We start from the raw sequence: 13,593 nt of genomic DNA, 5'->3' as shown, positions 1-13,593 counted from the left end.
CACTACATGAGCGATGAACCAACGGCTGATCTTGCGCGGAGGCATCATGGCACAGGCACTGAACGACACGATCAAACGGGTCACGGAACGTGTTCAGGAACGCTCCGACACCTCGCGCGGCCGCTACATGGAGCGGATGCGACAGGCCGCCGCCGAAGGGCCCCGCCGCGCCCATCTGAGCTGTGGCAATCAGGCCCATGCCTATGCCGCGATGGGACAGGATCAAGGCAAGCTGGCCACCGAACGCAGCCCGAATATCGGCATCGTCACCGCCTATAATGACATGCTCTCGGCGCACCAACCCTTTGAAAAATATCCCGATCTCATCAGGAATGCGGCGCGCGCCGCCGGTGGCACGGCCCAGGTGGCAGGTGGCGTGCCCGCCATGTGCGACGGCGTCACCCAAGGCCAGGTCGGGATGGAACTGTCGCTCTTCTCGCGCGATGTCATCGCTCTGGCCGCCGGGGTCGCTCTCAGCCACAACACCTTCGACTCCGCGCTCTATCTTGGTGTCTGCGACAAGATCGTGCCCGGACTGGTTATTGCTGCAGGAACCTTCGGCTACCTGCCGGGCATCTTCATTCCCGCCGGTCCCATGCCCTCGGGCCTTCCGAATGACGAAAAGGCCAAGGTGCGCCAGAAATTCGCTGCAGGCGAAGTGGGCCGCGACGAGTTGATGAAGGCCGAAATGGCCTCCTACCACAGCCCCGGCACCTGCACTTTCTACGGCACCGCCAATTCCAACCAGATGCTCATGGAATTCATGGGCCTGCACCTGCCGGGCAGCAGCTTTGTCAATCCCGGTACCCCCCTGCGCGAGGCGCTGACGGTGGCGGGCACGGAACGCGCACTCGAGATCACGCAGCTTGGCAATGATTACCGCCCGGTCTGCGACGTGCTGGACGAAAAGGCGTTTGTGAACGGCATCGTGGGCCTGATGGCCACGGGCGGGTCGACCAACCTTGTGCTGCACCTTCCCGCGATGGCGCGGGCCGCCGGTGTGGAGCTTCGGCTCGAGGATTTCGAGGACATCTCCTCGGTCACGCCGCTCATGGCAAAGGTCTATCCGAACGGTCTGGCCGATGTGAACCACTTCCACGCGGCGGGGGGTCTGGGCTTCATGATCGGCGAGTTGCTCAAGGCCGGGCTGCTGCACGAAGACGTCAAGACGGTCGCAGGGGATGGCCTGCACCTTTACACGCAGGAACCGAAATTCGCAGACGGCCGCGTCGTCTACGGCCCCGGTGCGGGGGAAACCCAGAACGACAAGATCCTCCGCCCCGCCAACGATCCGTTCCAGCCCACGGGCGGTCTCAAGCAGCTTGAGGGCAATCTGGGCAAGGGCATGATGAAAACCTCCGCCGTCGCCCCGGAACGCCACGTGATCGAGGCCAAGGCCCGCGTGTTCCACGATCAGGAAGACGTGAAAACCGCCTTCAAGAACGGCGAATTCACCGAAGACACCGTTGTGGTGGTCCGCTTCCAGGGCCCCAGCTCGAACGGGATGCCGGAACTGCACAGCCTGACCCCCACTCTCGCGGTGCTGCAGGATCGCGGCCTCAAGGTGGCGCTTGTCACCGATGGGCGCATGTCCGGCGCATCGGGCAAGGTGCCCTCGGCCATCCATGTCTCGCCAGAGGCTGCCAAGGGTGGCCCCTTGGCACGGGTCCGCGATGGGGACCTGCTGCGCGTCGATGCGGTGAGCGGCAGGATCGACTGTCTCGCCGAAGACTTCGACCAGCGCGATCCCGTGACTGCGGATCTGAGTGGCAATGGCCACGGCGTCGGGCGCGAGCTGTTTGCGGCCTTCCGCGAAAACGTGGGATTGGCAGAATTCGGCGCAGGTGTCGTTGTTTAACGCATCACATAAATAACGCACCATAACCTACAGGAATTAAACATGATCACACCCCTTCAGGCCAGCGTCGCAAGCGAGAAACTCTGCCGCCTGGCACCGATCATCCCGGTGCTTGTGGTAGACGATGCAAGCGTCGCCCGTCCCTTGGCAGAAGCGCTTGTCGCGGGCGGCTTGCCGGTGCTCGAAGTCACGCTGCGCACCGAGGCCGCGCTTGATGTCATCCGCGAGATGGCGCAGGTCGAAGGCGGCGTTGTCGGCGCGGGCACCCTGCTCACCCCGTCGGATGTGCAGAACGCCGTTGCCGCAGGGGCGCGGTTCGGCGTGTCACCCGGGGCTACCGACCGCTTGCTCGACGCCTGTGAAGCGGCGGACCTGCCGCTCCTGCCGGGGGCCGCAACCGCATCCGAGGCGATGGCACTGCTGGAGCGTGGCTATACCGTGCAGAAGTTCTTTCCCGCCGAGGCCAATGGCGGCGCGCCCGCACTCAAGGCCATCGGCGCGCCGATCCCGCAGGTGCGGTTCTGCCCGACAGGGGGCGTGTCGCTGAAGAACGCGCCGGACTATCTGGGCCTGTCCAACGTGCTCTGCGCAGGTGGAAGCTGGGTTGCGCCGAAAGATCTCGTCTCCAAAGGCGACTGGAACGCCATAGAGGAGCTGGCCCGCGAAGCCGCACAACTGTCGAGGTAAGCGCCAAAGCGCCTTCAAAGGCGCGTTTCAAGGCGCCTCAGAACGCCTGACCATCGCACGATCCTTTGAGTGGTTGTTAACGAAACGCGCCGATACCTCCCGCCCATTGGATCCGATACCCGTTTCGTCTTTTGGCGGAACACCCCAGGCGACTACCCTCTCTCTGCGGACGCCCAGCGTTCAGACCTTGAGAGACGCGTTTCACAGGCCCTTCGGGGTACAGGTTCGGAGCCTCGTCAGAGGTTCTGCACGGGGGATAGGATGTCCACCCAACTCAGGTGACGTCACCTCTTAAACACTTCGGGATCGCGGCCCACCGGGCCACGAGACACACCAGACCGGTCACGCTTCCAGTTCGGCGTCCCAGTAGAGAAAATCCATCCAGCTGTCATGCAGGTGGTTGGGCGGAAACTTGCGTCCCATGTTCAAAAGCTCCTGCGCCCCCGGCTGGCGCGGCGGCTTGCGCAGGGCCAATCCCGCTTGCCGCAGGCTTTTCGACCCTTTGCGCAGGTTGCACGGCGCACAGGCGGCCACGACGTTTTCCCAGGACGTGATCCCGCCCGAGGCTCGCGGCACGACATGATCGAAGGTCAGTTCGCCCTTGGCACCGCAATACTGGCAGCGGAATTCATCCCTCAAAAAAAGATTAAAGCGCGTGAAGGCCACGCGCTTTTGCGGTTTGACGTAATCCTTGAGCACCACCACGCTCGGTATTCGGAGCGTCATCGAGGGGCTGCGGACCACCTCGTCATATTCGGCGATGATATCGACCCTGTCGAGAAACGCCGCCTTGACCGCATCCTGCCACGGCCACAGCGACAGCGGATAATAGGACAAGGGCCTGTAATCCGCATTCAGTACCAAGGCCGGGTGGTGTTTCAACGCACCCGGTTCGCGTACAAATGCCGTTCTGAAGTTACCATCCATGGGGGGACTCGTCTCCTGCCCTGTCTGCCTGTTCCAGCCTCAGGACGGGAGCCCCCGCCCCGGTCTATGATGAACACTATATATCGCGGAAAGCATCCGACAAGCCCCGCAATATGCTGTGTGTGTCGCAGGGCTACCGCAGGAAAATCACAGCTGCGTGACAGCCGGATCAATCCGGGATCGAAAAGACCTGTCCGGGATAGATCAGATCGGGATCGCGGATGCGGTCCCGGTTGGCCTCGAAGACCTTCACATAGGCCGGGCCTTCGCCGTATCGGTCCCGTGCAATGGCCCAGAGCGTGTTGCCGGGCTGCACCGTCACGACCTTGATCACCGAGGGTCCGGCGACCCGGTCGGCCGCCGCGGCTAGCGCCGCCGGGTCCTCGCGGCGGAACGGGCTTTCGACCCGCGAGGTCACGTCGCCTGACGCATCCACCGCATCCACCCGCAGCGTGTAGGTGCCGGTATCGACGTCCGGCAGCTCTGCCCGCCACTGGCCGTCTGCCCCGATTTCGGTGGTCAGGATCGGCTGATTGTCGAGATAGACGCGCACGAATTCATCCACGGTCCCGCGTCCGGACAACGCAACGGCCCCCGCATCCTCGTAGGTGATCGCATCCAGCGCGATCTGGTCCAGCGCTTCGGGCGCGTCCCCGCCGGTCTGAAGGATGTCCACACCCGCCTCGGTCGACAGGATCACCGTCGGGGCGCTTGGTGCAGGTGAGGTTGCTGCCACAGGCTCGGCTGGCGACACCTGTTCCGGCGCCGGGGCCACAGGAGACGGCAGCGCTGCCACCTCATCGACCGGAGCGGCGTCCGGTGCGCGCGGACCATCGGGTGCCGCGGGTTGCGCGATCACGGGCGCGGCCCCGGCAGGGTCCACGGGTGCATCCTCGACAATTGTATCCCCTTGTGCCCCAGCGCTTTCCGCGTCGGGTTCGGCGGGCTGGCTTTCCGGCACCGCAGCTGTCTCGTCCGCTTCCGGCAGGGCCGCCATCTCGACCGGGGCGGGCGCGACTTGGGCGTCTGGGGCTGGCGTCGCCTCGGCCTCGGGCGCGTCTTGTGTGTCCGGAGCTGGCGTTACCTCGGCCTCGGGCACCGTGACCTCGGCAGTTTGCACCACTGGCGCAAGGATCACCTGATCGGCGCTTTCCACCACGCCAAGATCACCTTCAGACAGCAGGCTCACGACGCGGGGCACCGTGCTGGCTGGAAGATCAAGAAACGCCACGAATTTCCCAGACCCGTCCACGTCGGCGCGCCCTGCCTCCACGCCGTCCACGAGGATCGCCACGACGCCAGCCCCCGGCGCACGACCGGCAACAAGGGTCTGGCCGTCAGGCGCCACGCGCACGATATCAAAGGCCGGCGCCACGGGTGCCGGTGCCGGTTCAGGCTGTGCCTCGGGGTCATCGGTCGCGACACTCTCGGCTGCGGCCTCTTCCGACACCTCGGGCACTGCCTCCTGCTCGACAACCGCGCTGTCGTCTTGGGTTGCACCCGCATCCGCTGCCGGTGGCGGCGCAACCGGTGACGGCTCTGTGGGTTGGGACGCTTCGGCCACCGGTGCAGGGGCCACATCGACATCGGGCTGCACCGCCACTTGCGCTGCGGGAATGTCGGACCCGTCCTTGGGAAACAGCGCTCCGCTGGCATAGATGGCCAGCACCACTGCACCCACTGCAGCCACACCTCCGAGAACAAGACCGGACGTGCCGTTTGCCAAAGCGAATTTGCTCATCTTACCCCAAGTGTCCGTAACGCAACGTCTCTGTGCCATTCGTGCAGTTGAGCGTCTCTATCAACGCAGGTATCACGAGGCAACTTCCCGGAACTTGTCAAGGACGCGCGCCCATGATCCCGAAATCCATATGTGTCTATTGCGGCTCACGTCCGGGCCGAAACCCGGCCTTTGCCGAAGCGGCGGATGCCCTGGGCCGTGCAATCGCTGGCGAAGGCTGGCGGCTGGTCTATGGCGCGGGCGATGTCGGGCTGATGGGCACGGTGGCGCGCGCCGCGCAGACTGCGGGCGGCGATACGTTCGGGGTGATCCCGACGCATCTCATGGATCTCGAGGTGGGCAAGACGGACCTCACCCGCTTCATCATCACCGAAACCATGCACGAGCGCAAAAAGGTGATGGTGATGAACGCAGATGCCATCGTCGTCCTGCCGGGTGGCGCCGGGTCGCTGGACGAGTTTTTCGAGGTGCTCACCTGGCGGCAGCTTGGCCTGCATGGCAAACCCATCATTCTTCTGAGCGTGGACGACTATTGGGCTCCGTTGTCGGCACTTCTCGACCACGTGGTCGATCAGGGTTTTGCAGATGCGTCGCTGCTCGGGTTCGTGGAGACCACGACTTCGGCTTCCGACACCATCACCGTCCTGCGCCGCGCCCTGTCCTGAGTGAAGGCGCTGCTGGAATAGACGGCGAGCGCGGTCCAGATCAAGGCAAAGGCGATCAGGTGGACCGTGGTGAACGGCTCGCCGAAGATCAGGACGGCGACAAGGAACTGCAGCGTCGGGTTGATGTATTGCACGATCCCCACCGTCGAGAGCGTCAGCCGTCTTGCGCCATAGGAGAACAGGATCAGCGGCATGGCGGTGATCGGCCCCGCCGCCATCAGCAGGAGCGACTGCGTCAGATCCTGCCCGAACGCTCCACCCTGCCCCGAACTGTGCAGGTAGACCAGCCAGCCCAATCCCAACGGGCAGAGGAGCAGAACCTCTGCCGAGACCGACACCACCGGGCCAAGATCCAGCCGCTTCTTGATCAGACCGTATAGGCCGAATGTGCTGGCCAGCACGAGCGAGATCCATGGGACGATGTGCAAGCCGACCGTCAGCGACAGCACACCGGACGCCGCCAGCGTGATGGCCACCCATTGGGTCCGGCTGAGCTGTTCGCCCAGCACCACGCGCCCGATCAGCACCGCGACGAGGGGAAAGATGTAATAGCCCATCGAGGCTTCGGTCGCGCGACCGGCATGGATGGACCAGATGAACAGGAACCAGTTGATCGAAATGAAAATCGCTGCCGCTGCGATCACTTTGCGGGATGCCGGGTTGGCGACCGCACGCCAGAGCATGTGCAACCGCCCCTGAAGCCCCAGAACCAGACCGAAGAACACCAGCGACCAGACCGTCCGATGGGCCAGCACCTCGTGCGACGGGACATCGCTGAGCGCCTTGTAGAACAGGCCGGAGAGGCCCCAGATTGCGCAGGCGGCGACAAGTGCGAGAACGCCTTTGCGGGTGTCAGTCATAGTGGGCCTCCACCGCCAGCGGTATCGGGCGATGCGGGGAAGCACAAGAGCACGCGGCCCGCTTTGCAGCAGCGGATCAAAGCGCGCCTTTCTCCCGCACGTAGTGCAGCATCTCGGGGCGGTAGGCGGTCATCTCATCGGCGACGGCTTTGTGCGCCAGCATCTGCGCGCGATAGGTCTTGACCGCCTCGGGCCAGTCCAGCGCGGGGATGACCGGGCCTTCGAACAGTGCGATCCATTCCAGCGTGACGATGGTCCCACAATCCCCCATCCACAGACGGTCGCGGGGCAGCGGCGAGCGATCCAGCATTACCCCCAGCGCCACAAGGCGTTTGGTGATCATGGCATGGGCCTCGGTGATCGCCTGAGCATCGCGTGTCGCGGGCGAGACATGGGGAAAGGTCAGGCGCAGGGCCGGTTCCAGCCGCGTGTCCGAAAAACGCGACCGTTCCCGCGACAGGGCCCGCCCCACCAGCGTGTCGGGCAGCATGGGCCGTTCCGGGTGTTTTTCCTCAAGATATTCGGCAATCGCCTCGCTGTCGGTCAGAACCAGATCGCCATCGACCAGCGCCGGGATGTTGCCCGACGGCACAATCGACAGGTACTCCGCCGACCCACCACCACCGGGCGGGGGCGCCTCCTCGAAGGCGATCTGCTTGTGGCGCAGCAGGATGCGCAGCTTGGCGCAGTAAAGCGAATGATCAGAGGTGTAGATGCGCAGCATGGCTCACGGTGTCCGGCATGAAAAAAGCCCTGTCGCAGTGACAGGGCTTTTCGATCTCGGTGTCAAACCGATCAGGCGTTCGACAGACGCTCGGCCACGTTTTCCCAGTTGACCAGATTGTCGAGGAAGTTGGCCAGATACGCCGGACGCTTGTTGCGGAAGTCGATGTAGTAGGAGTGTTCCCACACGTCGCAGCCCAGAAGCGCCGTCTGATCAAAGCAGAGCGGGTTCACGCCGTTCTCGGTCTTGGTGATCTTCAGCGAACCATCGGTGTCGACGACCAGCCACGCCCAGCCAGAGCCGAACTGGCCTGCGCCGGCAGCAGAGAAGTCTTCCTTGAACTTTTCGACCGACCCGAACGCATCGGAAATACGGCTTTCAAGTTCGCCCGGCATCTTGTTGTCGCCCGGGCCCATCATCTCCCAGAACTGGTTGTGGTTCCACAACTGGCTGATGTTGTTGAAGATGCCGTTCTGCGCCACGGCCTTGGGATCGTAGGTGCCCTTGATGATCTCTTCCATCGACTTGCCGTCCCATTCGGTGCCGGCAATCAGCTTGTTGCCGTTGTCGACATAGGCCTTGTGGTGCAGGTCGTGGTGGTATTCGAGTGTCTCTTTGGACATGCCTTTGCTGGCCAGCGCGTCATGGGCGTAGGGCAGATCAGGAAGTTCGAAAGCCATGGTGGTGTCCCCTCGTTGGTGCGTCAAATTACACAGGCATAGGTGATGCGGTGGCTGCCCGAGGTCAACCCCGGGCGCGTGCCATTCCGGGATAAATCCCGCCTGTCAGACGAAGAACGCGTCAGCCGGCGAAATGGTTCACCGCAGCCGCGTCATCCGCCGACGTGCTCAGGAGGCCGAACATATACGCAGCGACCGACCGGAAGCAGACCACCCGTGCCGTGCTGGCGTCGTCCATCCAGAAGGCGGCGGCAACCTGCGCCATGCGGGTCCGGCGCACCATACCCGGCGTGAACGCCTCCGGCGACATGTCGACCGGGGCCAGTTTCGCGATCACCTCACGCAGCATCCTGCCCCTGAGCTGGAACACTGCACGGGCGTCCGAGACGTTGACCACCAGCGCATGCGCGTCCGCCAGTTTGGCGGCCAGGTCATCGGCCTTGGTCTGCGCCGCGTCGTAGGGGCAAAGCAGCAAAGCCTCGTCCGGAGACATCCAGAGCGCGCCAGTGCTGCCCGCAAACGCGGTCTCGCGGGTGCCCGGCAGGGTCACGCCGAACACATGCTTGACCGCTGCGACGATGGCCTTGTCCGTCAGGTCGCCCCTTAGCGTGATCATGCCCTGCCCGGCCAGTTCCTCGATCTTCACCAGACCGTCGAAGGTTGCGCCACCCAGCGCCAGTGCCACGTCAGACATTCTGCTTCTCCCCCTCGGGATCAAAGAACACGGGGCTCACGATCCGGGCTTTCTTGGCCGGGTTGTCCCCGTTGGTAAAGCTGATCACCTCGCCCATGCGGTCGGGGCCGTTCAGCACCAGACCCATGGCGATGCCCTTGTTCAGCGTCGGGCTGTGATAGGTCGAGGTCACACGGCCCTGCGTGTTGGTCTGACCGTTCTCGTTGGTGCCCTCGGCGATGGCATAGGCGCCGTCCTTGAGCACCGACCCGTCGAGCGTTTCCAGACCCACCAGTTTCCAGCGCTTGGGATCGGTCATGTGCGACCGCGCCTGTGCGCGCTTGCCGATGTAATCTTCTTTCTTCTTCGAGATCGCCCAGTCGAGGCCCAGATCCTGCGGGATCACCGTGCCGTCGGTCTCATCCCCGATCATGATGAAGCCCTTCTCGGCCCGCATGATGTGCAGCGCCTCGGTGCCGTAAGGCGTGATGTCCCACTCCTTGCCGGCCTCGATCAGAGCGTCCCAGAAGGCGCGGCCCAGATTGGCGGGCACGGCGATTTCATAGCTGAGTTCACCCGAGAACGAGATGCGATAGGCCCGCACCGGGAACCCGCCAAGGGTGCCGTCTTTCCATTCCATGAAAGCAAGCGCCTCTTTGGACACGTCCATGCCGCCCAGCTTTTCCAACAGCTTACGGGCATTCGGGCCAACCACGGCGACCTGCGCGAACTGTTCCGTCGCGTTGACGGTCCAGACCTTCCAGTCCCACCATTCGGTTTGCAGCCACTCTTCCATATGGGCATGGATGCGGTCCGCGCCGCCGGTGGTAGTGTGGCAGAGGAACGTGTCCTCGTCGATCCGCGCGACCACGCCGTCATCGGTAAGGAAGCCGTTTTCGGTGCACATCAGACCGTAGCGGCATTTGCCCGGTTTCAGCGTGCTCATCATGTTGGTGTAGAGCATGTCGAGGAAGCGGCCCGCGTCCGGCCCCTTGACGATGATCTTGCCAAGGGTCGAGGCGTCCAGCAGGCCGAGGCTGTTGCGCGTGGCAAGCACCTCGCGCTTGACCGCGTCATGCACGCTTTCGCCGGATTTCGGGAAGGCATAGGGACGCCGCCAATGGCCGACCGGTTCCCAATGCGCACCGTGGGCTTCGTGCCAGGCATGCATCGGGGTTTTGCGGATAGGCTGGAAAATCTCGCCACGGGCCTCACCTGCAATCGCACCCATCGAGATGGGGGTATAGGGCGGGCGGAACGTGGTGGTGCCGACCTGCGGAATCTCTGCATCCAATGCTTTAGCAAGGGTCGCAAGGCCGTTGATGTTGCTGAGTTTCCCTTGATCCGTCGCCATACCGAGCGTGGTGTAGCGCTTGGTATGTTCTACCGACTCGAACCCTTCCTGCGCGGCCAGTTGCACGTCAGAGACTTTCACGTCGTTCTGGTAGTCGAGCCACGCCTTCATGCGCAGCTTCTTCTGCGCGCCTTGCGGCATCATCCAGACCGGGACAAGCGGCGCTTCCTCGGGCGCATCGCCGCTTGGCGCGGCGCTGTCGACCCCTTCAGCACCGACACGCCCTGCGGCGGTTTTTCCAGCGTTAGCAGCGTTCTGCAGCACGTCCTTCAGATGGAACGCACCGTCGGCAGCACCGGAGGCGATGACAAACGGGTTGCCGTCATGGCTGGTGGGCGCGCGGTCGTGATCGGGGCGGAAGGCAGCCTGATCCGCATCCCATGTCAGCTTGCCGCCGCAATGGGACCAGAGATGCACCACCGGCGACCAGCCGCCGGACATGGCGACGGCATCGCAGAAGATTTCCTCCAGCACTTCGCCTTCGCCTGCCTGCACGCCACGACACACTGAATGCACGCGTTTCGCGCCTTTGACCTTGACTGCTGCCGCCCCGGTTTCGACCCGGATGCCAAGCGCCTTGGCCTCGTCCATCAGCGCGCCACCGCCCTGCGGGCGAGCGTCGAGGATCGCGGGCACCTTGAGGCCCGCCTGCACCAGCGCAATCGCGGTGCGGTAGGCGTCGTCATTGTTGGTGACAACCACAGTCCGGTCACCGGGGCTGACGCCGTAGTTCATAAGGTAATCGCGCACGGCGGAGGCCAGCATCACGCCGGGAATGTCGTTGCCCGCAAAGCTGAGCGGGCGTTCGATGGCCCCGGTTGCGGTGATGATCTGGGCCGCACGGATGCGCCACAGGCGGTGGCGCGGGCCAGCGGTTTCGGGCGCGTGGTCGGTCAGGCGTTCGTAGCCCAGCACGTAGCCGTGGTCATAGACGCCTGCCCCCATGGTGCGGGTGCGTATTTGGGCGTTGGGCAGTGCCTCAAGCTCGGCACGAGCCTTTTCGACCCAGGCCTCGGGCGACAGGCCGTCGATGGTGCCACCGTCGACCGGCGCACGGCCACCCAGATGCGGGGTCTGTTCCAGCAGCAGCACCTTGGCCCCGGCGCGGGCCGCGGTCAGCGCGGATTGCAGACCGGCCACCCCGCCGCCGATCACCAGAACGTCGGTGAAGGCGTAGAAATGCTCGTACCGGTCTTCGTCGCGCGCTTCGGCATCCGGGGCTTTGCCCAGACCGGCGGAGTGGCGGATGAAGGGTTCGTAGACGTATTTCCAGAACGGACGCGGGTGGATGAACATCTTGTAATAGAAGCCCGCGCTCAGGAAGCGGGCCAGCACGTTGTTCACGATGCCGATGTCGTACTCCAGCGACGGCCAGTGGTTCTGGCTGGTGGCGGTCAGCCCGTGGAAAATCTCGGTTGAGGTGGCGCGCTGGTTCGGTTCGAACCGGTTGCCCTCGCCCAGATTGACGAGCGCATTGGGCTCCTCGGATCCCGAGGCCACGACGCCGCGCGGGCGGTGGTATTTGAAGCTGCGCCCCATCAGCATCTGGTCATTGGCCAGAAGTGCCGAGGCAAGCGTGTCGCCCTGGTAGCCCTTCATCAGGGCACCGTTGAACTTGAAGGACACAGGCCGGTCGCGGTTGATCAGGCGGCCCTGGGTTTGAACGCGGGTGCTCATAAGTCAGACCTTGGCGCTGGCGGAGGCGTCGGAGCCTCCGGCGGGAGTTTTCTGGGCAAGATGAAGGGTCATGCGATGTCCCTCCATTTGAATCCGGGGCGCTTGGCGCGGATGGTGTCGAGGATGTCTTTCGGCGGTTCCGTCGTCTGGGCGCTATAGGTGCCGAAGACTTCGAGCGTGTTGGTGCATCGCGCCGCGTGGAACCACTTGCCGCAGCCGTTCACATGCCGCCAGCGTTCGAAATGCACCCCCTTGGGGTTTTCGCGGTGGAACAGGTAGCCGGTGAAATCGTCATCGCTGGAGTCGGGGCCAAAGCGTTTCAGATGCGCTTCGCCGCCGCCATGCAGTTCGGTTTCTTCAGCGGCCACGCCGCAATAGGGGCAGGTGATCAATAGCATGTCTTTACTCCCTAGTGCGCAACGCCAGCGGCGACGCTCTCGTCAATGAACCGGCCCTCGCGGAAGCGGTTGAGACCGAATTCGGCGGTCAGCGGTGAGTAGCCCTTGGCGATCAGCTCGGCCATGCCCCAGCCGGAGCCGGGGATCGCCTTGAAGCCGCCGGTGCCCCAGCCGCAATTGATGAAGCAGCCGTCGAGCGGCGTTTTCGACAGGATGGGCGAGCGGTCGCCGGTCATGTCGACGATCCCGCCCCACCAGCGCAGCATCTTGAGGCGCGAGATCATCGGGAAGGTTTCGATCAGCGCGCGGACGGTTTCCTCGACATGGTGGAAGGACCCGCGCTGGGTGTAGTTGTTGTAGCCGTCGGCACCGCCGCCGATGACCATCTCGCCCTTGTCGGACTGGCTCATGTAGCCGTGCACGGTGTTGGCCATGACGACCACATCCATGCAGGGCTTGATCGGTTCGGACACCAGCGCCTGAAGGGCCACGGATTCGATGGGCAGACGGAAGCCCGCCATTTCAGCCAGCACGCCTGAGTGACCGGCGACGACGATGCCCAGCTTATCGCAGTCGATCTCGCCCTTGGTGGTGGTCACGCCCTTGACGCGGCCGCCCTCCTGCCGGATCGCGGTGACCTCGCATTGCTGGATGATGTCCATCCCCATGTCGGAACACGCACGGGCATAGCCCCAGGCGACGGCGTCATGGCGTGCAGTGCCGCCGCGCGGCTGCCAGAGCGCGCCGAGGACCGGGTAGCGCGGGCCGTTGAGTTCGATGATCGGGCAGAGCTCTTTCACACGGGCGGGGCCGATGAACTGCGTCTCGACGCCCTGCAGGGAGTTGGCGTGCGCGGTGCGGCGGTAGCCCCGGATCTCATGTTCTGTCTGGGCCAGCATCATCACGCCACGGGGGCTGAACATGATGTTGTAGTTCAGGTCCTGCGACAGGGTCTCGTAAAGCGAGCGCGCCTTTTCGTAGATCGCGGCCGACGGATCCTGCAGATAGTTCGAGCGGATGATCGTGGTGTTGCGGCCGGTGTTGCCGCCGCCAAGCCAGCCTTTTTCGATCACGGCGACGTTCTTGATGCCGAAATTCTTGCCAAGGTAATAGGCGGTGGCGAGGCCGTGGCCCCCTGCCCCAACGATGATCACATCGTATTTCTTCTTTGGCTCGGGCTTGCGCCAGGCCCGTTCCCATCCGGTGTGGTAGCGGAGGGCTTCACGGGCAACGGCAAAGGCGGAATAGCGTTTCATGGGGCGCGACTCGAAGCTTGGGTGATTTGACGGATATGTGGACCGAACGGGGCGGCAAGCGGATACTCACAGCGCCCTTTTGACGTGATTTTG

At 63.9% G+C, this 13,593-nt stretch carries 12 protein-coding genes; 3 read left to right on the top strand and 9 right to left on the bottom strand.

All coding sequences use genetic code 11. The features are described 5' to 3' along the window. Positions 1-46: 46 nt before the first annotated feature. Together edd and eda are read left to right on the top strand one after the other, a co-directional pair. Complete coding sequence (gene edd, locus MRY75_RS10790) at positions 47-1,858, top strand: phosphogluconate dehydratase (RefSeq protein ID WP_292307682.1); 1,812 nt, start codon at positions 47-49, stop codon at positions 1,856-1,858. A 42-nt stretch (positions 1,859-1,900) separates the two neighbouring features. Further along, on the top strand, positions 1,901-2,545 hold the full coding sequence (gene eda, locus MRY75_RS10785) for a bifunctional 4-hydroxy-2-oxoglutarate aldolase/2-dehydro-3-deoxy-phosphogluconate aldolase (protein ID WP_292307680.1): 645 nt from the start codon (positions 1,901-1,903) through the stop codon (positions 2,543-2,545). Positions 2,546-2,887: 342 nt separating this feature from the next. On the opposite strand, the gene MRY75_RS10780 is transcribed toward eda, so the two are convergent. Together MRY75_RS10780 and MRY75_RS10775 are read right to left on the bottom strand one after the other, a co-directional pair. Further along, positions 2,888-3,472, bottom strand: coding sequence for an HNH endonuclease (locus MRY75_RS10780; RefSeq protein WP_292307678.1), 585 nt, complete (start codon positions 3,470-3,472; stop codon positions 2,888-2,890). 169 nt (positions 3,473-3,641) lie between these two features. Next, positions 3,642-5,213, bottom strand: coding sequence for a LysM peptidoglycan-binding domain-containing protein (locus MRY75_RS10775; RefSeq protein WP_292307676.1), 1,572 nt, complete (start codon positions 5,211-5,213; stop codon positions 3,642-3,644). Between the two features lie 113 nt (positions 5,214-5,326). Here MRY75_RS10775 and MRY75_RS10770 point away from each other — a divergent pair, with 113 nt between their 5' ends. Then, on the top strand, positions 5,327-5,878 hold the full coding sequence (locus MRY75_RS10770) for a TIGR00730 family Rossman fold protein (protein WP_292307674.1): 552 nt from the start codon (positions 5,327-5,329) through the stop codon (positions 5,876-5,878). Here MRY75_RS10770 and rarD read toward each other — a convergent pair. The 7 genes from rarD to MRY75_RS10735 all read right to left on the bottom strand — a co-directional run bounded on the left by rarD (position 5,785) and on the right by MRY75_RS10735 (position 13,500). Next, a complete protein-coding gene (gene rarD, locus MRY75_RS10765) occupies positions 5,785-6,738 on the bottom strand; it encodes an EamA family transporter RarD (RefSeq protein WP_292307673.1) in 954 nt (317 codons plus the stop codon). The genes MRY75_RS10770 and rarD overlap by 94 nt on opposite strands. A gap of 76 nt (positions 6,739-6,814) precedes the next feature. Beyond that, positions 6,815-7,462 (bottom strand): glutathione S-transferase family protein, encoded by a 648-nt coding sequence (locus MRY75_RS10760; RefSeq protein WP_292307672.1) that lies wholly within the window; start codon positions 7,460-7,462, stop codon positions 6,815-6,817. Positions 7,463-7,533: 71 nt separating this feature from the next. Further along, positions 7,534-8,142, bottom strand: a complete 609-nt coding sequence (locus tag MRY75_RS10755; RefSeq protein ID WP_292307671.1) for a superoxide dismutase — start codon at positions 8,140-8,142, stop codon at positions 7,534-7,536. Between the two features lie 121 nt (positions 8,143-8,263). Then, positions 8,264-8,836: a sarcosine oxidase subunit gamma gene (locus MRY75_RS10750; protein WP_292307670.1), complete on the bottom strand. Its 573-nt coding sequence runs from the start codon at positions 8,834-8,836 to the stop codon at positions 8,264-8,266. Then, entirely contained in the window at positions 8,829-11,846 is a 3,018-nt protein-coding gene (locus MRY75_RS10745; protein ID WP_292307668.1) for a sarcosine oxidase subunit alpha family protein, read from the bottom strand. The genes MRY75_RS10750 and MRY75_RS10745 overlap by 8 nt, the downstream gene beginning before the upstream one ends. A 68-nt stretch (positions 11,847-11,914) precedes the next feature. After that, positions 11,915-12,244 carry a sarcosine oxidase subunit delta gene (locus tag MRY75_RS10740; protein ID WP_292307667.1) on the bottom strand — a complete coding sequence of 110 codons (330 nt, stop codon included), beginning with the start codon at positions 12,242-12,244 and terminating at the stop codon, positions 11,915-11,917. Between the two features lie 11 nt (positions 12,245-12,255). Further along, positions 12,256-13,500, bottom strand: a complete 1,245-nt coding sequence (locus MRY75_RS10735) for a sarcosine oxidase subunit beta family protein (RefSeq protein ID WP_292307666.1) — start codon at positions 13,498-13,500, stop codon at positions 12,256-12,258. Positions 13,501-13,593 lie beyond the last annotated feature (93 nt).

Source organism: Marivita sp., from assembly GCF_022763305.1.
Classification (GTDB): Bacteria; Pseudomonadota; Alphaproteobacteria; order Rhodobacterales; family Rhodobacteraceae; genus Marivita.
Note: the sequence above shows the minus strand (reverse complement) of the source record. Positions and strands in the feature narration are given on the sequence as shown.

Bases quoted from the DNA above. Each gene is read 5' to 3' on its own strand.
- edd (WP_292307682.1), top strand. From the start codon at position 47: ATGGCACAGGCACTGAACGACACGATCAAACGGGTCACGGAACGTGTT.
- eda (WP_292307680.1), top strand. From the start codon at position 1,901: ATGATCACACCCCTTCAGGCCAGCGTCGCAAGCGAGAAACTCTGCCGC.
- MRY75_RS10780 (WP_292307678.1), bottom strand. From the start codon at position 3,472: ATGGATGGTAACTTCAGAACGGCATTTGTACGCGAACCGGGTGCGTTG.
- MRY75_RS10775 (WP_292307676.1), bottom strand. From the start codon at position 5,213: ATGAGCAAATTCGCTTTGGCAAACGGCACGTCCGGTCTTGTTCTCGGA.
- MRY75_RS10770 (WP_292307674.1), top strand. From the start codon at position 5,327: ATGATCCCGAAATCCATATGTGTCTATTGCGGCTCACGTCCGGGCCGA.
- rarD (WP_292307673.1), bottom strand. From the start codon at position 6,738: ATGACTGACACCCGCAAAGGCGTTCTCGCACTTGTCGCCGCCTGCGCA.
- MRY75_RS10760 (WP_292307672.1), bottom strand. From the start codon at position 7,462: ATGCTGCGCATCTACACCTCTGATCATTCGCTTTACTGCGCCAAGCTG.
- MRY75_RS10755 (WP_292307671.1), bottom strand. From the start codon at position 8,142: ATGGCTTTCGAACTTCCTGATCTGCCCTACGCCCATGACGCGCTGGCC.
- MRY75_RS10750 (WP_292307670.1), bottom strand. From the start codon at position 8,836: ATGTCTGACGTGGCACTGGCGCTGGGTGGCGCAACCTTCGACGGTCTG.
- MRY75_RS10745 (WP_292307668.1), bottom strand. From the start codon at position 11,846: ATGAGCACCCGCGTTCAAACCCAGGGCCGCCTGATCAACCGCGACCGG.
- MRY75_RS10740 (WP_292307667.1), bottom strand. From the start codon at position 12,244: ATGCTATTGATCACCTGCCCCTATTGCGGCGTGGCCGCTGAAGAAACC.
- MRY75_RS10735 (WP_292307666.1), bottom strand. From the start codon at position 13,500: ATGAAACGCTATTCCGCCTTTGCCGTTGCCCGTGAAGCCCTCCGCTAC.